This window comes from Mycobacterium sp. WUMAC-067, from assembly GCF_020217485.1.
In the GTDB taxonomy this organism is placed as follows: Bacteria; Actinomycetota; Actinomycetes; order Mycobacteriales; family Mycobacteriaceae; genus Mycobacterium.
In genome coordinates this window covers 117,991-139,954 of the sequence record NZ_JAEKMI010000009.1, presented here as the reverse complement: position 1 = coordinate 139,954, position 21,964 = coordinate 117,991, and the positions used below count along the sequence as shown (strand labels likewise).

Sequence of the window (21,964 nt, the reverse complement as noted above, 5' to 3'; positions counted from 1 at the left end):
ATAAGGCACATCGATGTATGTATCCAGGACGGAGACTTCGATATGACGAACGTCACACGGAAGACGCCACGGATACCCAAGGGCGGCGCGGTCCGGGAGGTCCTCGATCGCATCGGCGACAAGTGGAGCCTGCTGGTAATCGGCACGCTGCGTGACGGGCCAATGCGGTTCGGCGAGTTGGAGGCGACCGTGGAAGGCATCTCGCAGCGGATGCTCACCCTGACGCTCAAGCATCTGGTCGAGGATGGCCTGGTCGACCGCACGGCCTACGCCGAGGTGCCACCGCGAGTCGAGTACGAATTGACCGGACTCGGACGGACATTGCTGCCGCTGGTGATCTCCCTGGCCCAGTGGGCCATGGCGCACCACGAGGAGATCAACGCCAACCGCACGTCACGGTAACGCCGCATATCGGCCCTTAGGCGAGCCGGGTCACCTCCACGATCACGTCGAGGTCGGTGGCGCCCTCCCCGGAATAGATGCCCTTCAACGGGGAAACATCGGCATAGTCGCGGCCGGCACCCACGCCGACGTACTGCTCGGTGATCTCGGCGTCGTTGGTGGGGTCATAGCTCCACCACGCGCCCGTCCACGCCTCGATCCAGGCGTGGCTTCGCCCGTCCACGGTGTCCCCGACGACGGCGTCACGTTTGGGATGCAAGTAGCCCGAAACGTAGTGCGAGGGAATCCCCATGCCGCGCAACAACATCAGCGACAGGTGCACGAAGTCTTGACAGACGCCCTTGCCCGCTTTCAGGGCGTCGAGCCCGGACGAGTGCACGCTGGTGGTCCCCGGAAGGTAGTCCAGCTCCTCGCGCACCCAATTGGCCGCCGCAACAACGGCTTCGGCGGGGCTGTGGTTCTTGCGGATCTTTTTGCCCACCGCAGCCACCCGCTTGCTGGCCGGGGTGTGTTCGGTGGGGCGAAGCAGGTCGTCGAAGCGATCGATCACCGCATCCGAATGCAGCTCCCCCCAGTCCACCTCGGTGGCCGGCGCCTCGGCGCGTTCGGTCTCCACGACCGACGAGGACATCACCGTGAGGTCGGTATGCGGCGCGTGCAAGTCGAACGCCGTCACCGCGGTGCCCCAATAGTCGATGTAGCGGTAGGACCGGGTTGCCGGGATGGTCTCCACGCGGTTGAGGATGACGTTCTGCCGGTTGTTCGACCGCGGGGTCAGCCGGGCTTCGTTGTAGGAGGCGGTCACCGGCGACTGGTAGGCGTACCCCGTGGTGTGCACCACCCGCAGCCGCCACATCAGCCGTCCCCTTTCGTGCTGACCAGTCCGGCGCGCTGACCGGCGTTCGACCACGCCACCCACGGTGTGATGTGAAAGTACTGCAGCGCCAAGGCTTCTCCGACATCGCGGCAGGTGCGCTGCAGGCCCGCCAACCGGCTTTCCAGCGTCTCCAGCAGCACACCGGGCTGGACGAACTCCAATTCGCTGCGTGCCTGCCCGAGCAACCGCTGGGCCTCGGCGGTGGCCCCGATCCGGCTCTGCCGATTGCGCACCAGTTCGTCGAGGTTGTGTTCGGCCAGCCGCAGCGAGTAGAACACCGAACGCGGAAACAACCGGTCCAGCAACATGAATTCGACCACGCGGCCCGCGTCGAGCACACCGCGATAGGTGCGCAGATACGTGTCGTGCGCGCCCGCCGAGCGCAGCAGCGTCACCCACGCCGGGGACGAGGCGCTGTCCCCGACCCGCGACAGCAACAGCCGCACCGTCATGTCGACGCGCTCGATCGCCCGGCCCAGGACCATGAAGCGATATCCGTCGTCGCGCGACAGCGTCGAGTCCGCCAAGCCGGCGAACATCGCCGCCCGCCGCTCGACGAACGACAGAAAGTCATGGGGCCCAAGGCGTTTGGCGGCGCGTTCGCGTTCGGGCAGGGCGTGGTAGGTGGTGTTGAGGCACTCCCAGATCTCGCTGGACGTCACCTCCCGCGCCGACTTGGCGTTTTCCCGCGCCGCGGTGATCGCGTCGACGATCGAAGAGCCGCCCTGGGTGTTGGTGCTGTAGGCCACCAAATCTGTCAACGACCACACGTCCAGGTCATGATCGGGCGGATCGATGCCGAGCACCCGCAGCAGCAGGCGCGAGGCCTGATCCGGGTCAACGCTGGAATCCTCGAGCAATTGGTGCAGCGCCACGTCCAGGATCCGCGCGGTGTCGTCGGCGCGTTCGACGTAGCGGCCGATCCAGTAGAGCGCCTCGGCGTTACGTGCCAGCATCACCGGATCACGATCTGCCGCTGCTTCTGCTGGGGTTGGTCGTCCTGCCGCTCGTCGGCCTGGCCGTCGCTGCCCGGCTCCGCCATGGAATCCGGCAGGGAGCGCACCACTTCGGCGGCACCGAGTTCGTGATCGCCGGTCGAGGTCCGCGACGCCAACACCCAGGTGTCCTTCGAGCCACCGCCCTGGCTGGAGTTGACCACCCGTGACCCCTCGACCAGGGCCACCCGCGTCAGGCCGCCGGGCAACACCCACACGTCGTTGCCGTCGTTGACCGCGAACGGCCGCAAGTCGACGTAGCGGGGCGCCAGCGCGCTGCCGACCTGCGTCGGCACGGTCGACAGTTCCATCATCGGCTGGGCGATCCAGCTCCGCGGATCGTCGCGGATCTTCTTGGCGACGGCGGCGAGCTCCTTATGGGAGGCCTCCGGGCCGAACACGATCCCGTAGCCGCCGGACCCCTCGACCGGCTTGAGGACCAGCTCGTCGATCCGGTCGAGCACCTCTTCGCGTTCCTCGTCGAGCCAGCAGCGCAGCGTCTCCACGTTGGCCAGCAGCGGCTTCTCGCCCAGGTAGTACTCGATCATGGCGGGCACGTAGGTGTAGACGAGTTTGTCGTCGCCGACGCCGTTGCCGATCGCGCTGGAGATCACGACGTTTCCGGCGCGGGCGGCGTTGACCAGGCCGGCCACCCCCAGCACCGAGTCGGCCCGGAATTGCAGCGGGTCCAGGAAGGCGTCGTCGATGCGCCGATAGATGACGTCGACCTGGCGCTCGCCTTCGGTGGTGCGCATGTACACCTGGTTGTCGCGGCAGAACAGGTCGCGCCCTTCGACCAGCTCGACCCCCATCTGGCGGGCCAGCAGCGAGTGCTCGAAATACGCGGAGTTGTAGACGCCCGGGGTGAGCACCACCACCGTTGGGTCGGCCTCGTTGGTGGCCGCGGAGTTGCGCAGCGCCCGCAGCAGGTGGCCGGCGTAGTCGTCGACCGAACGCACGCGATGCGTGGCGAACAGGTTCGGGAAGACGCGCGCCATGGTGCGCCGGTTCTCCATGACGTAGGAGACGCCCGAGGGCGACCGCAGGTTGTCCTCGAGGACCCGGAAATCGCCCTTTTCGTCGCGGATCAGGTCGATGCCGGCGACGTGGATCCGCACGCCGTTGGGCGGGACGATGCCCATCGCCTGCCGGTGAAAGTGCTCGCAAGAGGTGATCAGGCGGCGCGGGATCACCCCGTCGTTGAGGATTTCCTGGTCGCCGTAGATGTCGTCGAGGTACCTCTCGAGCGCCTTGACCCGCTGCGTGATGCCGCGCTCCAGCCGGGCCCACTCGGCGGCCGAGATGACCCGCGGCACCAGGTCCAGCGGGAAGGGCCGCTCCTGCCCCGACAAGGAGAAGGTGATGCCCTGGTCGAGGAAGGCGCGGGAGAGCGCTTCCGCGCGAGCCTTGAGATCGGAGGCGTCCGACGGCGCGAGTTCGGCATAGATGCCCTTGTAGGGGCCGCGAACGGCGCCCTGCGTGTCGAACATCTCATCGAAGGCCATCTCGTAGGCGTCCGAGGATGTGTTGTATCCGCCGAAAATTCGCTCCGAACGCGCAGCGCGAAAACCCCGCCTGGTCTCCTCAAGCTGGTTCGTCAGACTCACTGTTCAGATGCTGCCTCAGATCGACGTTATGGCAGCCCACGTGTTCCCGTTTTGGGGGAAAACGTAACTCACTGATAACCTGGGCAATCGCTGTGGTGATTTCCGGCGCCCCAACCAAACGTCTGATCGAAGAAGGAACTCGAGCGTGGCCAACATCAAGTCGCAGCAGAAGCGCAACAAGACGAACGAGCGCGCCCGCCTGCGCAACAAGTCGGTGAAGTCGTCGCTGCGCACCGCCGTCCGCGCCTTCCGCGAGGCCACCCACGCCGGCGACAAGGAGAAGGCCGCCGAGCTGCTGGTTTCGACCAACCGGAAGCTGGACAAGGCTGCCAGCAAGGGCGTGATCCACAAGAACCAGGCCGCCAACAAGAAGTCGGCCCTGGCGCAGGCCCTCAACAAGCTCTGAGTTCTCAGCGGCCGCGCTGGGCGGCCAGCTCGGCAACCTGTCTGACCGCGGATTCCAGGGCGTAGTCGGCGTCGGCCACCGCGCCCTTGACGTTCGCGTTGAGCGCGGCGACAACCTTCATCGCCGTGGCCACCGTGTCCCGCGACCAATGCCTGGCCTGTTTCTGGGCCTTTTGCACCCGCCAGGGCGGCATCCCCAGCTGGGAGGCCATCCGGTAGGGATCGCCCGACAGCGGGCCGACCCGGCCGATGGTGTGGATCGCCTCGGCAAGCGCGTCCGCCAGCACCACCAGGGGCTCCCCCCGCATCATCGCCCACCGCAGCGCCTCGGCGGCCCCCTCGATGTCGCCGGCCACCGCCTTGTCGGCGATGTCGAAGCCCTTCACCTCGGCCTTGCCGCTGTGATAGCGGCGCACCGCGGCGGCGTCGACCGCCCCGCCGGTGTCGGCGACCAGTTGGGAGCAGGCGGACGCCAACTCGCGCAGGTCGGAGCCGACCGCGTCCAACATCGCGGTCACCGTCGCCTCGTCGGCCTTCACCCGCAAAGCGCGGAACTCCTTGCGGACGAAGTCGATGCGCTCGCTGAGTTTGGTGATCCGCGCGCACGGGTGCAGTTGGGCGCCGAGCTTCTGCAGGTCGGTGGCCAGCGCCTTGGCCCGGCCGCCGCCCGAGTGCACGACCACCAGCACGACGCCCGCCGGCATGTCGGCCGCGGCCGAAACGATCATTGCGGCAGCGTCTTTGCCCGCTTCACCGGCCGACTCGAGCACCACGATGCGCTCGTCGGCGAACAGCGAGGGACTCAGCAGCTCGGCGAGCTCGTAGGTGCTGACGTCACCGGCCCGCATCCGGTTGACCGGGATGTCCGCGTCCTTGCCGGCCCGTTTCCGCGCCGACCGCAGCACGTCGGCCACCGCCCGCTCGACCAGTAGTTCCTCGTCTCCCAGCACCAGGTGCAACGGCGAAACCTCGCTCACCCCATGATGGTGTCACGACCGACCGACGATCCCGGACAGCGCCCAGGCCAGCCCGGCCAGCGCGGCCACCCCCGAGACGACGCGGAACGGGCTCCACCGCCACAGCACGATCGCCAGCACCGTCACACCGCCGACGAGCAGCGTGCCGGGCATGCCCTGCGGGACCGGCACCGTCGCGCCGGGCAGGCCGGCCGCCCAGCGGGCCACGCCGCCCACCCACCACAACTCGGGGCCGGTGAACCGGATGAGCAGCCGCGCGGCGGCCGGCCACACCGGGCAGAGCGCGGCCGCGGCGGTGCCCAGCACCGTGATCGGCGCGATCCCGCCCGCCACGACGAGGTTGGCGGCGGCGGCGACCACGCTGAAGCGGCCGGAGATCGCGGCGACCAGCGGCGCGGTCACGATCTGCGCGGCCCAGGCGACGGCCAGCGCATCGGCCAACGGCTTAGGGATCCCCCTTCCCGTCAGCCGCCGCGACCACTCCGGTGCGATGACGACCAGCGCGGCGGTGGCGAGCGCCGACAGCGCGAAGCCGACGTCGACGGCCAGGTGCGGGGCGAGCGCCAATAACAGCAGCACCGTGGCGGCGAGCGCCGGAATGGCTTGCCGCCGACGCGAACTCAGCATTCCCGTCAACGCGATGGCGCCCATCGCCGCGGCCCGCAACACGCTCGCCGTCGGCTGCACGACGATGACGAAGGCCACCAGTGCCAGTGCGGCCAGTACGACCGCCGTCCGGGGGCCGATCAATCGGGCCGAGAACAGCACGGCGGCGCACACGATCGTCACGTTGGCCCCCGACACGGCCATCAGGTGCGTCATGCCGGCCGCGCGGAAGTCGCGGCCCGTGTCGCCGGGCACCGCCGAGGTGTCGCCGAGCACCAGCGCGGGCAGCAGCGCCGCCTCCTCGCCGGGCAGTGTGTCGCGGACGGTTGCGGAGAATCGACCGCGCACGGCGTGCGCCGCCCGTTGCACGACGCCCGCGGTGCCCATCGTCGGCCGGCCCGACGCGTTGAGCACCGCGACCGTCAGGTCGCGCCGCGTCGGGCGGCCGATGCGGGCGCTGAATCGCAGTGGCTGGCCCACCATCAGCCCACCGAAATCCGCGGCGCGCGCGAAAACGACGACGCGCCCGGATATTTCGTCGGCGCGCAGGCGTTGCAGAGTGGCCCGAAACATCAACCGGCCGCTGCCCAACGACACCGGGCTCTCGGTGGGGGTGACCGTGACCGCGGCGGTCACGCCGTATGCCGCGGTGATCGGGTGGCGATCGACGGCGTCGGCGCGCAGCGCGATGGCGAACCCGAATCCCGCCCCCACGACACCGATCGCCGCGAGCCCGGCGCTGATCGCCCGCAACCGCGCACCCCCGCGGCCGCGCAGCGCCCGCCACGCCAGCGCTCCGGAGGCGCCGATCAACGCGACGCAGCACCAGGCGAGGATGCGCCCGATCGGCCACCAGATGCCGCCGGCGGTCACCGCCCAACAGGTCAGCGCCGCCGGCACCAGGCGCACATCGACCCGCACCGCGGGCGAGGCGGCCGACCCGGGGTGATGCACCCGGGTCAGACACGGACCAGGGCGCGCAGCTTCTCCAGCCGCGCCGGCCCGATCCCCTCGACGTCGGCGAGCTGGTCAACGCTGGTGAACTTGCCGTTGGCCTGGCGCCACGCCACGATCGCGGCGGCGGTGACCGGCCCGACCCCGGGCAACGCGTCGAGTTCCTGCACCGTCGCGGTGTTGAGGTTGACCGCCTCGCCCGGTTTCGGCTTGACCGTCCCCGACCGCGGTGGCGGCGCCTTCGACGTGGATGTCGATCCGGAGGCCACCGAACTGCCCAGGGCCGTCGGCTGTCCCGAGACGGGCGCGAGGCCGACCACGATCTGCTCACCGTCGCCGAGCGGTCGGGCCATGTTGAGTCCGATGGTGTCGGCGCCGTTGACCGCGCCGCCGGCGGCCTGCAGCGCGTCGGCGACGCGGGCGCCGGGTGCGAGCGTCACCAGGCCGGGCGTGTGTACCAGGCCGACCACGCTGACGACCACCGGCTGATCGGGTCCGGGCGTCGGGCTCGCCGAGGAGCGTGGGCTCGCCGTCGACACCTTCTCCACCGGCGGCAGCTTGGCCGACATCACCGGCGCCGGCCGGTCGCGCACCAACGTGAAAACCGTGACCAGCACCGCCAGCGCCGCCACGATCGCCAATCCGATGGCGCCCGCGCGTCCCGGGTCGGCGCGCACCTTCGCCACCCAGCCCCGGTCCTGGGACGAGTCGGGCAGCCACCGCGGCAGCAGCGAATTCTGGTCGTCGTTCGGGGCGTCCCCGTCCGGGTCCGCCCCGGAGTCCTCGCCGTGCGGGTCGGTATCCGGTTCGGCGCGCAGCCGTCGCTGCAGGCGCTCGGCCGGAAGTTCTGTTCGCATGGGCCGACCGTAAATCCGCCCACCGCCGCAACCGCCCCGGCGAAGGGCGCCTCCGACCCGTTCTGTGGATTAACCCGAGGCTGTGCACAGGCCCCGCACGGGATGAGCCAAGATGGAGGTTGAGCGAACGACCAGCATCGCCAGAAACCAGCTCTGGGCGATGGGCCGCCACGCTCACCGGAGCAACGACAGGAGGCTGCCATGCAACTGGCGCTCACACCCGAGGAAGCCGCGTTCCGCGACGAACTCCGCAGCGTCTACACGACCAAGATTCCCCAGGAGTTGCGCGACCGGGTGCGCCAGGGCTCGGCGGAAGTGAACCGCGACGACATCGTCACCAGCCACAAGATCTTGCACGAACACGGTTTGGCGGTACCGAACTGGCCGGTCGAGTGGGGCGGCAAGGACTGGACGCCGACCCAGCACCAGATCTGGGCCGACGAAATGCAGCTGGCGTGCGTCCCGGAGCCGCTGAACTTCAACACCAAGATGGTGGGCCCGGTGATCGCCGAATTCGGTTCGGAGGACGTCAAACAACGCTTCCTGCCCCCGACGGCCAGCCTCGACATCTGGTGGTGCCAGGGGTTCTCCGAGCCGGAGGCCGGGTCCGACCTGGCGTCGCTGCGCACCACCGCGGTCCGCGACGGCGACAGCTACGTCGTCAACGGGCAGAAGACCTGGACCACCCTCGGCCAATACGCGGACTGGATCTTCTGCCTGGTCCGCACCGACCCGCAGGCGCCCAAGCGTCAGGCCGGCATCTCGTTCCTGCTCTTCGACATGAACACGCCGGGCATCACGCTGCGGCCCATCAAGACGATCGACGGCGGCCACGAGATCAACGAGGTCTTTTTCGAAGACGTCCGCGTGCCGGCCAATCAGCTTGTGGGAGAAGAGAACAAGGGCTGGACGTACGCGAAATTCCTGTTGGGTAACGAGCGCACCGGCATCGCCGGCGTGGGCCGGACCAAGGTGCGCCTCGCCGAGGTGAAGAAGCACGCGGCGGCCACCGGGGTGCTCGAGGATCCGTTGTTCGCGGCGCGGCTGGCCGAGGCCGAAAACGAGCTGCTCGCACTGGAACTCACGCAGTCACGGGTGGTCACCGACTCCGCTAACGGACAGCCCAACCCGGCCTCGTCGGTGCTCAAGCTGCGCGGCAGCCAGTTGCAACAGATCGCCACCGAACTGCTCGTCGAGGTCGCCGGGCCGGATGCGTTGCCGGCCAACGGCGAAGACATCTCGTCGCCGTCCTGGGCGCAGCACAGCGCGCCGCACTACCTCAACTACCGCAAGACGTCGATCTACGGCGGCAGCAGCGAAGTGCAACGCAACATCATCGCGTCCACCATTCTGGGATTGTGAGGCAGCCATGGACTTTCAGTTGAGCGACGAGCAGTCCCTGCTCCGCGACACCACACGCGACCTGCTGGCGCGCACCTATGACCCGGAAAGCCGCAACAAGGTCATCGGCTCCGAACTGGGCTGGAGCCGCGAGGTCTGGAGCCAGCTCGCCGACACCGGGATCCTCGGGCTGGGATTCGAGCCCGACGAGTCCGGCCAGATCGAGATCGCGGTGGTGCTCACCGAGATCGGGCGGCGGCTGGCCCCGGAACCGGTCCTGCACGCCGCGCTGGGACCCGGTGCGCTGATCGCCGAGCTGGGCAGCCAGGAGCAGAGGCAGCTGCTCGACGAGGTCGCGTCAGGGCAACGGCTGTTGGCCTTCGCCGACCTCGAACCGGGCCAGCGTAAACCGTCGGCCGAGGTGACCACGGCTGCGCGGCAAGGTGATTCGTGGACCGTGAGCGGCCGGAAGAACCCGGTGCTCGCCGGGGACTGCGCCGACACGTTGGTGGTCAGCGCCGCCCTGCCCGACGGCGGCACCGGCCTGTTCCTGGTCGACGCGGGCGCCGCCATTCGGCACCCGTACCGGACCTTCGACGGGCAACGCGGCGCCCAGGTCGATCTCGATTCCGCCCCCGCCGAACCCCTGGGTGAGGCGGCCGACGCGTCGGGCGCCATCCGCAACGCCGTCATCCGTATCCAGTCGGCGCTGTGCGCCGAAGCGCTCGGGGCGATGGAGGAATCGCTGCGCCTGACGACCGATTACCTCAAGACCCGCAAGCAGTTCGGTGTCACGCTGAACAAATTCCAGGCGCTGACACAGCGGGCCGCCGACATGTACGTGTCGCTGGAACTGGCCCGCAGCATGAGCCTGTACGCGGCGATGTCGATCGCCGACGGCAACCTCGACCCGGTGATCGCCTCGCGGGCCAAGCTGCAGATCGGCCGCTCGGGCCGGCACATCGCGCAGGAGTCGATCCAGATGCACGGCGGCATCGGTGTGACCGCGGAGTACCCGATCAGCCACTACGCCGCCCGGCTGACGGCGATCGAACACACGCTGGGCACCTCGGGTGAGCACCTGCACAACCTGATCGACCACCTCGGCGACTACGACCTGGCCCGCCTCTAAGGATGGCCGAGCTCTCCGAAAGGGTCGTCTCATTCCTCTCAGCCGGCACCCGTACGGGGATGCTCGGGTACGTCGCCGCCGACGGCCGGCCGCTGGTCACCCCGGTGTGGTTCGTCGTCGACGAGGGTCAGCTGGCCTTCAACACCGGGCGTGACACGTCGAAAGGGCGTGCGATAGCGCGTGATTCGCGTGTCGTGATCTGCGTCGACGATCCCCATCCGCCGTATTCCTTTGTCCAAGTCCAAGGTCTGGCGACGGTCAGCGAGGACCCCGCGGACGTGCTCGACATCGCCACCCGCACCGGCGCCCGGTACATGGGCGCCGAACGCGCCGAGGAGTTCGGCCGCCGCAACGCCGTTCCCGGCGAGTTGGTGGTGCGGGTGCGACCGACCAAGATCAACGCGGGGTTCGACATCAGCGACTGAGCGCTTAACGGGTCGAGCGTCGACTTGTTGGGCCGACACCGGTTTTCCGCGCCACAAGTCCACGTTCGTGCGGGCGCGCACGCGCCGGACGTTACGACGCCTCCTCGACCGGTTCCGGTTCCGCGTCGGGCAGCTGGGCCACCAGATATTCGGCGAGCCCCCCAATGGTCGGATAGTCGAAGACCGCCGTCGCGTTGATCGTGAACTTGCCGCCGAACTGGCTGTGCAGCCGGTTGCGGAGCTCGATCGCCATCAGCGAGTCCGTACCCAGGTCCAAGAACCGACTGCTCGCGGCGGGCGGCGACGCGAGCCGCAGGAAGTTCTGCACCTCCCGCTGCAGGAATTCGGTCACGAAGCCGGCGCGCTGGGGCACCGGAACCTCCATCAGCTGCTTGAGCAACTCACTGTCGCCGGTCACCTCTCCTGCGGCACTGGGCAACACCAGATCGAGGATCGGCGGACGCGAACTGCCCAGCACCTTCGCGGCACGCTGCCAGTTGGCCTTGAGGACGGTGGCCTGCCCGGTTCCATTCGCGACGACCTCGGCGAGCGCGCCGAGCGCGGCCGACGGCTCCAGCGGAATCAGGCCCTGCGCACTGATATTGGCGGTCGCGGCGTCCGAAGAGGCCATGCCCCCTTGGGCCCAGGGGCCGAAGTTGACACCGGTGGCCGGCAGGCCTTGCGCCCTGCGCTGCGCGACCAGGCCGTCGAGCAGCGCGTTGGCGGTCGCGTAGTTGGACTGGCCGGGCGAACCGAACAAGCTCGACACCGACGACGACACGATGAAGAAGTCCAGCTCGTCGGCCTTCGTCAGCCTGTCCAAGTGGTAGGCGCCGATCGCCTTGGGCGCCACCGTCGTTCGGAATCGCTCCACGGTCTGCTGAGACAGGAGCGCATCGTCGAGCACGCCCGCCAGATGCACCACACCGGCCAGCGGCGGCAACTCGGTGCGGATGCGCTCCAGCAGCCCCGCCACCTCGGACTCGTCGCCGACATCGGCGGCGAAGACATGGATGCGGCACTTGTAGCGCTCGGTGATCTCCTCGATCAGCCGTTGCGCGTCCGCACCGGGCTCGCGCCGGCTGGTCAGCACGATGTCACCGGCACCGAGTTGGGCCAGATGCGACGCCGTGTGCAGTCCGATCGCGCCGAGCCCGCCGGTGATCAGGTAGCTCCGATCATCGCGCGGCTGCAGCGGATTCGGCATCTGGACCACGATCTTCCCGATGTGCCGCGCCTGTTGCATGCGGCGGAACGCGGCCCTCGCCTCGGTGAGCGGATAGATCTCGGCGGGCAGCGGCGTCCACTCACCACCGGCCAAACCTTGCGAAACCTCGGTGAGCAAGTCGCGAATGCGATCGGGTTCGGTGAACATCACCGTGTCCAATGCCACGATCTCGTAGGCGATATCGGGACGCGCCTCGGCCATCTGCTCGGGTGTCCAGATGTCGCGCTTGGCGATCTCGGCGAAGCGGCCGTTCTTGGCGGTGGCCTTCAGCGTCGCCTCGATGAACCCTTCGCTGGTCAGGGAGTTGAGGACCACGTCCACGCCGGCACCGTCGGTGTCCGCCAGGATCTGATCGGCGAAATCCGTTGTACGCGAGTCGTAGACGTGCTTCACACCCAGCTTGCGCAGCGTCGCGCGCTTGAAGGTGCTGGCCGTGGCGAACACTTCGGCACCGCACCGCTGGGCCATCTGGACCGCCGCCAGACCCACACCGCCGCTGGCGGCGTGGATGAGAACCTTGTCACCAGGCTTCAGCTGCGCCCAGTCGAAGGACAGCCGCACCGTCAGCGCCGCGGCGGGAATCGTGGCCGCCTCGACCGCGCTCACCCCGTCCGGGATCGGCGCCAGGAACTGGGCGGGCACGTTGAACCGGCTGGAGAACGCCCCCTGCATCGAGCCGTAGACGCGTTGCCCCACTTCGACTCCGGTGACGCCGTCGCCCAATTGGGTGACGACGCCGGCGAAGTCGCCGCCGATCGGTCCGGGATCGCCCGGGTAGAGGCCGAGGACGTTGAGCACGTCGCGGAAGTTGAGGCCTGCGGCCTCGACCCGGACCTGCACGTAACCCTCGTCCGGCGCGGGGACGTCCTTCTCGGTCAGCCGCAGGTTGTCGATCGCGCCGCGTTCGGTGGGCGCCAGGACGTAGTCGCGCCCGCGCGGCACCGTGAGATGACCGCTACGCGCCCACGGCAACAGCCGCGAGGCCAGCAGCTTTCCTTGCCGCACGGCCAGTTCCGGTTCGTCCACCGGGGTGGCGAGCAGTGCGGCCAAAGCGTGCACGGCTTCGGGTGAGCCGTCGCAATCGACGAGTTTGGCGCGCAGCGCCGGCTCCTCGTTGATCGTGGTGCGGCCAAAGCCCCACAGCGCCGCCTGCACCGGGTCGACCGGCTCGCCGGATTCGGTGGCCACCGCACGCTCGGTGACGATCCACAATCCGCCGGGCAACTTCACATCGCCGTTTTGTGAGCCGCGTTGCACGGTGTGCACGACGCTGAGCAGATTGGCGATTTCGGTCTCGAGGCGCGCGGTGACGTCCGCGCTCGACTCTTCCCCGCTCGGCGCCTTGCCGCGCCAGACGACACCGGAGAACGGCAGCCCGCGCTCGTGGGCTTGAGTCAGCACCTGCCCCAAGAGCTCCTGGTCCGCGTTCCGGTCGAACGGGATGCAGCCCGGCACCTTGGCGGCCAGTTCGTCGAAGCCGGCGATCAGCCATGTGCCGCTTGGGTTCTCGGCCTCATCACCGGATGCGGGCGGCGGTACCTCGTGCCAGCCGAGGGTGTAGAGCAGACGGGTGGCGTCCCCACCGAGGCCGCGCAGCAGGGCCTCGCGCGGTGCGCGCTTGACCGTGAACTCGCGAATCCCGCCCAGGTGACGGCCATCCCGATCGACGAAATCGAGGTCGAAGACCTGGGTTTCGCTGTTGAGTTCGCTGCTGTGCCACCTCGCGCGGCAGTAGAACCGCCGAGGCATCTTCTCGCGCAACGACACTTGCCCGTATCGGAGCGGCAGGAACAGGTCGTTGACGCCCTGTTCGGCCGCGAGAAGCGCCGGGAAGGCCGGGAAGGCGACGCCGGTGCACAGATCCATCAGCACCGGATGCATCGGCTCGCTGCCGAGTTGTTCGGCGAGTTCTTCGCCGACGAGGACGTCGCCGATCGCCTCACCCTCGCCGAGCCAGAGTGACTTCAGCGAACCCGACCAGGTCGGCCCCCACGCCAGCTCCAGGTCGGCGAAGGTCTCAAACAACTCCTGCGGACGCATGCGGTTCAAGCGTTCGATCGCTTCGTCGACCGGGTCACCCTGGGATACCGGCTCGTCATCGGCGCCGGCGCTGACGGTCCCTTCGGCGTTCAACGACCATTCGGCGCCGCGTTCGCCGTACGGGCGGCTGTGCACTTGGAACGTGGACTCACCGCCGTCCTGCAACGGGTGCAAGGTCAGCTGCACCTCTCGAGAACTCTTCTCGGGCAAGATGATCGGCTCGTAGAAGAAGACGTCCTTCACTCGCGCCGGGGCGCCGACCGCGGCCAAGGCCATCGCCGCGTACGTCGCGCCGGGGACGACGACGGTCCCATAGATGACGTGATCGGACAGCCACGGCTGCGATTTGACGGACAACCTGCTGGTGTAGACCGAGTCGCCCGAGGCGAGGTCTTTCGCATTGCCGAGGATGCCCGAGGACGAACCGGCCCCTCCGTCGACGGCGATGCCGGACGTCTTGGGCCAGAAGCGGCGGCGCTGGAAGGGATAGGTGGGCAGCTCGAGCCTGCGACGCGGCTGACCCTGCAGCGCAGCGAAATCGGGGCGAAGCCCGCCGACGTAGGCCGCGGCCAGCGCGTCGGCGATCTGGCGCCGATCGCTCACGCCTTTGCGCAGCGAGACGATCGCCCGCGGCGCGGACAGGTGCTCCGGCCAGACCTGCACCGCGGCGCCGGACAGCACCGGTTGCGGCCCGATCTCCATCAACACCGAGCAGCCCAGCGCCGCCACGGTGCGCACACTTTCGGCGAACTGCACGGGCTGGCGGGAATGCCTCCGCCAGTACTGCGCGTCGAGCGGCGTCTGGGCCGTGAGCACAGCACCGGTGCGGTTGCAGACCAGCGGCATCGTCGGGGCGGCGAACCGGAATTGCGCTGCGTACGACTCGAATTCGTCGAGCACCGGATCCAGCAGTTCCGAGTGGAAGGCGTGGCTGGTCTGCAGCCACGTGCAACGGATCCCCTCGTCACCGCACTTGGCGACGATCTGCTCGAGATCCTCACCCGGCCCCGACAGCACAGTGTTGGGCCCGTTGTAGGCCCCGACCGACACTCGCGGGAATTCGCCGGCGGCCTGCTCGACGTGCTTGGCGTCGGCGAACACCGCCACCATGCGCCCACCTTCGGGCAGGCTGCCGAACATCCGGCCGCGCTCGGCCATCAGCCGGGCGCCGTCCTCGAGACTGAACACGCCTGCGACACATGCCGCCGCGTACTGGCCCACGCTGTGCCCCAGCACCACATCGGGTTGGATCCCCCACGACTGCCAAAGCCGGGCCAGGCCCATTTCGACGGCGAACAGCGCCGGCTGCGCAAACGACGTGTGCCGCAGCCTTTCCCCGGCTTCGCCACCGGTTTCGCGATCGGTGGCGAACAGCACCTCCAGCAAGGGGCGCGGCAATATGTCACTGACCGCGTCCGCACACCGCGTCACGGTTTCGGCGAAAACCGGCTCGCTGTCGAACAACTCACGCGCCATCCCCGGATACTGACTGCCCTGGCCGGTGAACAACCATGCCGTCGTCGGGTGATGTGTGTGCTCGCCGCGCACGACGCCGGGCCGCAGGCGGTTCTCCGCCAATTCGGCCAGCGCCTCGCGCGCACCCTCAACCGAGTCCACGACCAGTGCGGCGCGATGTTCGAAGTGCGAGCGGCCCGTTCCGGCGGTGAGGCACACCTCGGCGAGATCCACATCCGGGTGGGCGGTCAACCAGTCCTGGTAACGGCGGGTCAACGCCACCAGCGCCTCCGGAGACCGAGCGGACAGCGCCAGCACCCGCGCCTGTCCGGCCCGAGCCTCCGACGCCGACGCGTCGTCGTCGGCAACGCGCCGGTCGGTGGAGGCAGGCGCCTCCTCGACCAGAACGTGCGCGTTGGTGCCGGTGAACCCGAAGGAACTCACGCCGGCGCGCCGCGGTCTGCCGTTGGGCAGCCACGGCATCGCCGCGTCCACGACCCGCACCGGCAGCGAATCCCACGGGATGTGCGGCGACGGCTCCTCGAAGTGCAGGCTTTGCGGTAGGACCTCGTGCTGCAGCGACAACACGACCTTGATCAGACCTGCTGCGCCTGATGCCGATTCGGTGTGTCCGATGTTGGTCTTCACCGAGCCCATCAGCAGCGGCCGGTCCGCGTCGCGGGAGTCGCCGTAGGCGGCCGCGGCCGCCTGGACCTCGATCGGATCACCCAGCGGCGTGCCCGTCCCGTGCGCCTCGAGATAATCGACGTCCCCGCCCGTCAGACCGGCGCGGGCCAGCGCCGAGCCGATAAGCCGTTGCTGTGCACCACCATTGGGCACCGTCAAACCGCTGGACGCCCCGTCCTGGTTCACCGCGCTGCTGGGGATGACCGCGCAGATCCGATCACCGTCGCGCTCCGCGTCGCTCAGCCTCTTGAGCACGAGAATTCCGCAGCCTTCGCTGCGCACGTAACCGTCGGCGGAGGCGTCGAAGGTCTTGCATCGCCCGACGGGCGAAAGCATCCGCGCGCGGGAGGCCGCGACGACCGTCACCGGACTGAGCAGCACGTTCACGCCGCCGGCCAACGCCATGTCGCAGTCACCGGAATGCAATGCCTGGCAGGCCTGATGGACGGCGACCAACGCCGAGCTGCACGCGGTGTCGATCGCCACCGCCGGTCCTTCGAACCCCAGCGCGAAGGCGACCCGGCCGGAGATGGCGTTGAGGGCGTTACCGGTGATGAAGTGGGGTTCGATCTTGTCGATCGACTCCGAGGACAGCAGGTGCGCATATTCGTTGGCCGCCACACCCACGAAGACTCCGGTTCGGCTGCCGCGCAGGGCGGCCGGGGCGTACCCCGCCCTTTCGAGGCCCTCCCACACCGTTTCGAGCATCAGCCGCTGCTGCGGCTCGATCCAGACGGCCTCGCGGGGTGAGATGCCGAAGAATTCAGGATCGAAGCCGTCGATCCCTTCGAGGAAGCCGCCGAACCGCGTGTACGTCTTGCCCGCAGCGTCCGGATCCGGGTCGTAGAACTCGTCGATGTCGAATCGGTCCTCGGGGACCTCTCGGATCGCATCGACACCCCCGGACAGCACCTCCCAGAACGCTTCCGGGTCGGGCGCGCCGGGGAAGCGGCATGACACCGCGACGATCGCGATCGGTTCATCCGTGCGCGTCGTCACGACCGATGCCGGCTGCGGCCTTGGTTTTGAGGATGCCTGATCGCCGAGCTCGAGCACGTCGCTGAGCAGATAGTCGGCCACGTCGGACAGCCGCGGGTGATCCATCGCCAGGGTGGCCGGGATCTCCTTGCCCACCCCCTGTTCGATGCGGCGGCGCAACTCGACGGCCATCAACGAATCCATGCCGAGGTCGAAAAAGCCTGCGTCCTCCCGGATCTCCGCGGCATCGACGCGGGTCACCTCCGCCACCGCGTCTCGCAGGTAGTCGGTGAGAAGTTTCTTGCGCTGCTGCACCGGAGCGCCGGTAAGCCGCTCCACCAAAGCGGTCTTGCCCGAGGACGTTGCGGACGGCGCCGCGGCGGTCATCAGGCTGGGCACCTCGCGCTCGAGCTCCGCCAGGAACGACCGCCTACCCGCTTGCTGATAGAGCGGCAAGAAGCGGGCCCAGTCGATACGGGCCACGACACCCTGCGCCGGGCCCTGCGCCGAAGCGGCCGCCACGGCATCGGCCAGACCCGCGAGCGCATCGGCCGGAGACAACGTCTGGACACCGCGCCGATCCAGTCGCGCACGGGATTCCGCGTCGGCCATGCCCGCCGACCACGGCCCAAAGTTGACGCTGACCCCGAGGATGCCCTGCTCCCGCAGGCGCCACGCCAGCCCGTCGAGGAAAGCGTTCGCGGCGCCGTAGGCGGTCTGGCCGAATCCGCCCCACACCGAGGCGATCGAGGAAGTGCTGATGAAGAAGTCGAGTTTCAGGTCGACCGCCGCTTCGCTCAAATGCCAAGCGCCCCAGACCTTGCCGGCGAAGACGCGATCGACCTCGGCGTCCTGAAGCGCGCTCAGCGGGGTGGTGCCGATCTCGCCTGCGGCGTGCACGATGCCGGCCAACGGTGGCAGCTCGGCCTGCACGCTTGCCAGCAGGCGTGCGACGTCGTGCGCGTCGGCGACATCGCCGGCCACGGCCCGGATGGTGCAGCCGTGCTGTTCGCACAGTGCGTCGATGCGCTGTTGCGCGGCATCGCTGGGCGCGCGTCGGCTGGTCAGCACCAGATTCCGGGCGCCATTCGCGGCCAGGTATCCGGCGATCTCCAGTCCGATCGCTCCGAGTCCGCCGGTCACCAAATACGTTGCGTCGTCGCGCAGTTGCAGCGGTACACCGCTCGGCGGCGCAGAGCGCCGGGCCAACCGGGGCATGTAAACCGCCCGATCACGCAGCGCGAGCTGGTCGTCCCGAACGGCCGAGCCGTGCGACGCGGCGATCCGGTCGATGAGCGCAGACCATTCGTCGGCTGCGTTGTCGCCGCCTTCTGACAGGTCCGCGAGTCCGCCCCACACGTGCGGGAGCTCCAGCGAGGCGGCACGGCCGAATCCCCACAGGCAGCTCTGATGCGGCGCCACGGTGTCCGTGTCGGTGACGCGCTGCGCGCCACGGGTCACGATCCAGATGGGGCTGCGCAGTTCGGCGGCCACCGCCGCGCGGAAGAGCCGCCGCGTCCCGCCCAGGATCCGGTGTTGCATCCGCAACAGTGAGCGCATCGACGGTGCGGCCGCGGCCTCCAGCGCCGCGACATGCACGATGCGTAACGTCGAATCGTCGGTTGCCGCCGCGCGCAACGCGTCGGCGAGCGCTTCCTCGTCCGCGTCGGAGACCGGCAATCCGACGACCCGGTGCCGGCGGTTGCGCGCACTCAGCAGCTCGACCAACGGCCGGGCCGCGTCGGCATCGTCGGCGACGACGATCCAGCCGGAGCCCTCGTCCACCTCCGCGCGGGAGAGCGGGGAATTTGACTTTTCCCAGCGGATTTCGTAGCGGTCCTCACCGATGGAACGGCTCATGCGCTGTTGATTGTGTTGCGCCGCAAGCTTGGTGAGCATCTGCAGGGTTTGACGGTCGTCGCTCGCACCGCCGAGCAGGGCGGCGAGTTCCTCGATCCGGCCGTCCTCGAGGAGGCGGACGGTTTCGGTACGCGGTCCGCCGACGTCCTGGGGTCGGTCGGGGCGCTCGCGATCATCCCGGAACCAGTATTGGCGGCGCTCGAACGGATAGGTCGGCAGGTCGATCTTTCGCGCGGACGCTTGCCGGAAGGCGGCGAAGTCGGGCAGGTGGCCCAGCACGTACGCGTCGGCGACCGCTTCGGTGATCTGCCGGTGGTCGGCGGTGTTTCGGCGCAGCGACGTGATCACCCGTGGTGCGGTGGCCTGGTCGGGCCACGCGCCGAGGGCCGCGGCGGTGAGCACCGGTCGCGGGCCGATCTCGAGCAGCAATTTGCAGTTCAGCTCGGCAAGGGTGCGCACGCTCTTGGCGAATTCCACCGGCTGGCGGGCGTGCCGGCGCCAGTAGGCACCGTCGAGCTTCACACTGCGGCCGAGCGCGGCCCCGGTGCGGTTGTCGATCAAAATCCGTTGCGGCGTGGTGAAGTTGAATCGCCCCGCATACGATTCGAATTCGTCGAGGATCGGGTCCAGGAGCGCCGAGTGGAACGCGTGGCTGGTGTCCAGCCAGTCACATCGGACACCGTCGGCCGTCAATCCGGCCACTGCGTGCTCCAAATCGGCTGCCGGCCCAGACAATACGGTGTTGGCGCCGTTGTAGGCGGCGACAGACAGGCTGGGAGACTCGTCGGTCAACCGCTCGACCCGCTCGGCGGCGGTGAACACCGCGACCATCCGGCCCCCCGCGGGCAGACTGCCGAAGAGGCGACCGCGTTCGGCCATCAACAGCGCGCCGTCCTCGAGACTGAGCACGCCCGCGACGCAGGCCGCCGAGTACTGGCCGACGCTGTGCCCCAGCACCACGTCCGGCTCGAAGCCCCACGACTGCCACAGCCGCGCCAGGCCCAGTTCCACCGCGAACAAGGCGGGCTGTGCGTAAGAGGTCTGCTGCAGCGTCGCTTCGCTGTCCGGGCTGTCCACATCGAAAATGACGTCCAGCAACGGCTTTTCGAGGACGTCGGCGACCGCGGCCGCGCAGCGGTTCAGCGTCTCGGCGAACACCGGCTCGGTGCCGAACAGCTCCCGGGCCATGCCCGGGTACTGGCTGCCCTGACCGGTGAACAGCCACGCCGTCTTCGGTCGGTCATGGGATTCTCCGCGAAACAGACCCGGCGCCGGGCGCTCCTCGGCGAGCGCGCCAAGCAGCTCCATGGCGGAGTCCCGCGAATTGACCACCAGCGCGGCGCGCTGCTCCAAGTGCGCTCGCCCCGCCCCGGCGGTAAAGCACACGTCCGCCAGGGTGGCCTCCGGGTGGGCGCCCAGCCAGGCACGGTAGTCCTCGGCGAGCCGCATCAACGCGGCGGGCGTTCGCGCCGACAGCGGAAGGATGCTGAACCGCCGGTCGCCGGACGGCTCGACCGGGAGCGGGGCCGCGGGGGCCGGTTCCGCTTGCTCCGGCGCTTCCTCCAGGATGACGTGAGCGTTCGTCCCGGCGAATCCGAATGAGCTGACTCCCGCAATGCGCCGCTGCCCGTTGCGTTTCCAGGGCGTGGCCTCCTTGACGACCTCGACCGCCAGCCGTTCCCAGGGGATGTGGGGCGACGGGTTCTGAAAGTGGAGGTGCTGCGGCAGCAGCTCGTTCTCGAGGGACAGGATCACCTTGATCACGCCCGCGATACCCGCGGCCGCCTCGAGGTGTCCGATGTTCGTCTTCACCGAGCCCATCAGCAGCGGCTGGTCAGGTTCGCGCCCGGCCCCCAGCGCCGCCCCCGCGGCCTGGGCCTCGATGGGGTCGCCCAGCGATGTCCCGGTGCCGTGCGCTTCCAGGTACCCGACATCGCGGGGCTCGAGGTCGGCACGCTTGAGCGCGTCAGCGATGACCCGTTGCTGGGCAACTCCGTTCGGGACCGTCAACCCGCCCGAAGCGCCGTCCTGGTTGATCGCGCTGCCCCGGATCACGGCCCGAATCCGGTCCCCGTCGCGCATCGCGTCCTCGAGACGCTTGATCACGATGACGCCGCACCCCTCGCCGCGCACGTAGCCGTCGGCGGCCGCATCGAAGGTCTTGCACCGACCGTCGGGCGCGAGCATGTGCGCGCTGGAGAACGTGATCATGGTGGCCGGGGTGAGCAGGACGTTCCCGCCGCCGGCCAGCGCGAGGTCGCATTCCCCCAAGCGCAGCGCTTGGCATGCCTGATGGATGGCCACCAGCGACGAGCTGCACGCCGTATCGACGGCAACCGCGGGACCCTGCAGCCCCAACCGGTAGCTGATCCGGCCCGCCGCGGCGGCGTTCGACGTCCCGATGGCCATGTAGGCCTCGATCTCGGGATAGGTCAGCTCGTCGGAGGCCATTCCCAGGTAGTCGTGCGTGGCCAATCCGACGAAGACACCGGTGTTGCTGTCAGCGAGATCCGTTGGCGCGTAGCCCGAATGCTCCACCGCGCGCCACGCCGTTTCCAGCAAGATCCGGTGCTGCGGGTCCATCAACCTGACCTCGCGCGTCGACAGACCGAAGAACGGGGCGTCGAACCCCGTCACGTCGTCGACGAAGCCCGCACGACGGGTGACGACCTTGCCCGGCGCACCCGGTTCCGGGTCGAAGAATTCGTCGGCGTCCCACCTGTCCTGCGGCACATCGGATATCGCATCCCGGCCGTCGCGCAAGACATCCCAGAACTCATCCGCATCAGCGGCTCCCGGAAACCGCGCCGCATAGCCGACGATCGCAAAACCCGATGCCGACTCCCCCAGACCTTCGACGGATGCCATGCGCTTGTCCTCTCTTGGCCGGTCAAGATCGATCCCGCGGGGGGCCAGCTGCGCTCGGAGCATCATTCCGGAGGCCAGCACCGCATGTGCAGCGCCGCACCGCGCAGCGGCAGCCAGCGTGGCCGCCACCCTGCGTCCCCGCCCGGCCGCTCGATCGACACAACTCGATCGCCGCAACTCGGTCGCCAAAGGCCGGTCGGATCCCTGAGCGAGTGTAGGCGGTGCCCGCGCACGGGTGCGACCGCGATCACGCGCAGGGTTATCTTGGTC

12 protein-coding genes are annotated in these 21,964 nt (G+C 68.9%); 5 read left to right on the top strand and 7 right to left on the bottom strand.

Going from position 1 to position 21,964, the window contains the following annotated elements; all coding sequences use genetic code 11:
* Positions 1-42: 42 nt before the first annotated feature.
* Positions 43-402, top strand: a complete 360-nt coding sequence (locus tag JF781_RS08980) for a helix-turn-helix domain-containing protein (protein WP_225327142.1) — start codon at positions 43-45, stop codon at positions 400-402.
* Positions 403-418: 16 nt separating this feature from the next.
* Here JF781_RS08980 and JF781_RS08975 read toward each other — a convergent pair whose 3' ends face one another.
* Genes JF781_RS08975 through JF781_RS08965 form a run of 3 tightly spaced genes read right to left on the bottom strand, consistent with a single transcriptional unit; the run spans position 419 to position 3,881 of the window.
* Positions 419-1,258 carry a transglutaminase family protein gene (locus JF781_RS08975; RefSeq protein WP_225327141.1) on the bottom strand — a complete coding sequence of 280 codons (840 nt, stop codon included), beginning with the start codon at positions 1,256-1,258 and terminating at the stop codon, positions 419-421.
* Positions 1,258-2,235: an alpha-E domain-containing protein gene (locus JF781_RS08970; RefSeq protein WP_225327175.1), complete on the bottom strand. Its 978-nt coding sequence runs from the start codon at positions 2,233-2,235 to the stop codon at positions 1,258-1,260. Before JF781_RS08970 ends, JF781_RS08975 begins: the two co-directional genes overlap by 1 nt.
* Complete coding sequence (locus JF781_RS08965) at positions 2,235-3,881, bottom strand: circularly permuted type 2 ATP-grasp protein (RefSeq protein WP_225327140.1); 1,647 nt, start codon at positions 3,879-3,881, stop codon at positions 2,235-2,237. The genes JF781_RS08970 and JF781_RS08965 overlap by 1 nt, the downstream gene beginning before the upstream one ends.
* A gap of 145 nt (positions 3,882-4,026) precedes the next feature.
* On the opposite strand from JF781_RS08965, the gene rpsT reads away from it, so the two are divergent.
* Entirely contained in the window at positions 4,027-4,287 is a 261-nt protein-coding gene (gene rpsT, locus JF781_RS08960; RefSeq protein WP_067171559.1) for a 30S ribosomal protein S20, read from the top strand.
* Between the two features lie 4 nt (positions 4,288-4,291).
* Here the strand turns inward: rpsT and holA are convergent, their stop codons facing one another.
* From holA to JF781_RS08945, 3 genes are read right to left on the bottom strand one after another with little or no spacing between them, the layout of a single operon-like run.
* A complete protein-coding gene (holA, locus tag JF781_RS08955; RefSeq protein WP_225327174.1) occupies positions 4,292-5,245 on the bottom strand; it encodes a DNA polymerase III subunit delta in 954 nt (317 codons plus the stop codon).
* Positions 5,246-5,275: 30 nt separating this feature from the next.
* Positions 5,276-6,778: a ComEC/Rec2 family competence protein gene (locus tag JF781_RS08950; protein ID WP_225327173.1), complete on the bottom strand. Its 1,503-nt coding sequence runs from the start codon at positions 6,776-6,778 to the stop codon at positions 5,276-5,278.
* 50 nt (positions 6,779-6,828) lie between these two features.
* On the bottom strand, positions 6,829-7,680 hold the full coding sequence (locus tag JF781_RS08945; RefSeq protein ID WP_225327139.1) for a ComEA family DNA-binding protein: 852 nt from the start codon (positions 7,678-7,680) through the stop codon (positions 6,829-6,831).
* Positions 7,681-7,881: 201 nt separating this feature from the next.
* Between JF781_RS08945 and JF781_RS08940 the strand changes: the two genes are divergently transcribed.
* The 3 genes from JF781_RS08940 to JF781_RS08930 are packed head-to-tail and all read left to right on the top strand — an operon-like array spanning position 7,882 to position 10,578.
* Positions 7,882-9,042 carry an acyl-CoA dehydrogenase family protein gene (locus tag JF781_RS08940; RefSeq protein WP_225327138.1) on the top strand — a complete coding sequence of 387 codons (1,161 nt, stop codon included), beginning with the start codon at positions 7,882-7,884 and terminating at the stop codon, positions 9,040-9,042.
* Between the two features lie 7 nt (positions 9,043-9,049).
* Positions 9,050-10,153 (top strand): acyl-CoA dehydrogenase family protein, encoded by a 1,104-nt coding sequence (locus tag JF781_RS08935; RefSeq protein WP_225327137.1) that lies wholly within the window; start codon positions 9,050-9,052, stop codon positions 10,151-10,153.
* Between the two features lie 2 nt (positions 10,154-10,155).
* Positions 10,156-10,578, top strand: coding sequence for a PPOX class F420-dependent oxidoreductase (locus tag JF781_RS08930; RefSeq protein WP_225327136.1), 423 nt, complete (start codon positions 10,156-10,158; stop codon positions 10,576-10,578).
* Positions 10,579-10,669: 91 nt separating this feature from the next.
* Here the strand turns inward: JF781_RS08930 and JF781_RS08925 are convergent, their stop codons facing one another.
* Positions 10,670-21,694, bottom strand: coding sequence for a type I polyketide synthase (locus JF781_RS08925; protein ID WP_225327135.1), 11,025 nt, complete (start codon positions 21,692-21,694; stop codon positions 10,670-10,672).
* Between the last annotated feature and the right edge of the window lie 270 nt (positions 21,695-21,964).

What these genes read in the sequence shown, in the direction of transcription:
- JF781_RS08980 (WP_225327142.1), top strand. Translation starts at nt 43, where the DNA reads ATGACGAACGTCACACGGAAGACGCCACGGATACCCAAGGGCGGCGCG.
- JF781_RS08975 (WP_225327141.1), bottom strand. Translation starts at nt 1,258, where the DNA reads ATGTGGCGGCTGCGGGTGGTGCACACCACGGGGTACGCCTACCAGTCG.
- JF781_RS08970 (WP_225327175.1), bottom strand. Translation starts at nt 2,235, where the DNA reads ATGCTGGCACGTAACGCCGAGGCGCTCTACTGGATCGGCCGCTACGTC.
- JF781_RS08945 (WP_225327139.1), bottom strand. Translation starts at nt 7,680, where the DNA reads ATGCGAACAGAACTTCCGGCCGAGCGCCTGCAGCGACGGCTGCGCGCC.
- JF781_RS08940 (WP_225327138.1), top strand. Translation starts at nt 7,882, where the DNA reads ATGCAACTGGCGCTCACACCCGAGGAAGCCGCGTTCCGCGACGAACTC.
- JF781_RS08935 (WP_225327137.1), top strand. Translation starts at nt 9,050, where the DNA reads ATGGACTTTCAGTTGAGCGACGAGCAGTCCCTGCTCCGCGACACCACA.
- JF781_RS08930 (WP_225327136.1), top strand. Translation starts at nt 10,156, where the DNA reads ATGGCCGAGCTCTCCGAAAGGGTCGTCTCATTCCTCTCAGCCGGCACC.
- JF781_RS08925 (WP_225327135.1), bottom strand. Translation starts at nt 21,694, where the DNA reads ATGGCATCCGTCGAAGGTCTGGGGGAGTCGGCATCGGGTTTTGCGATC.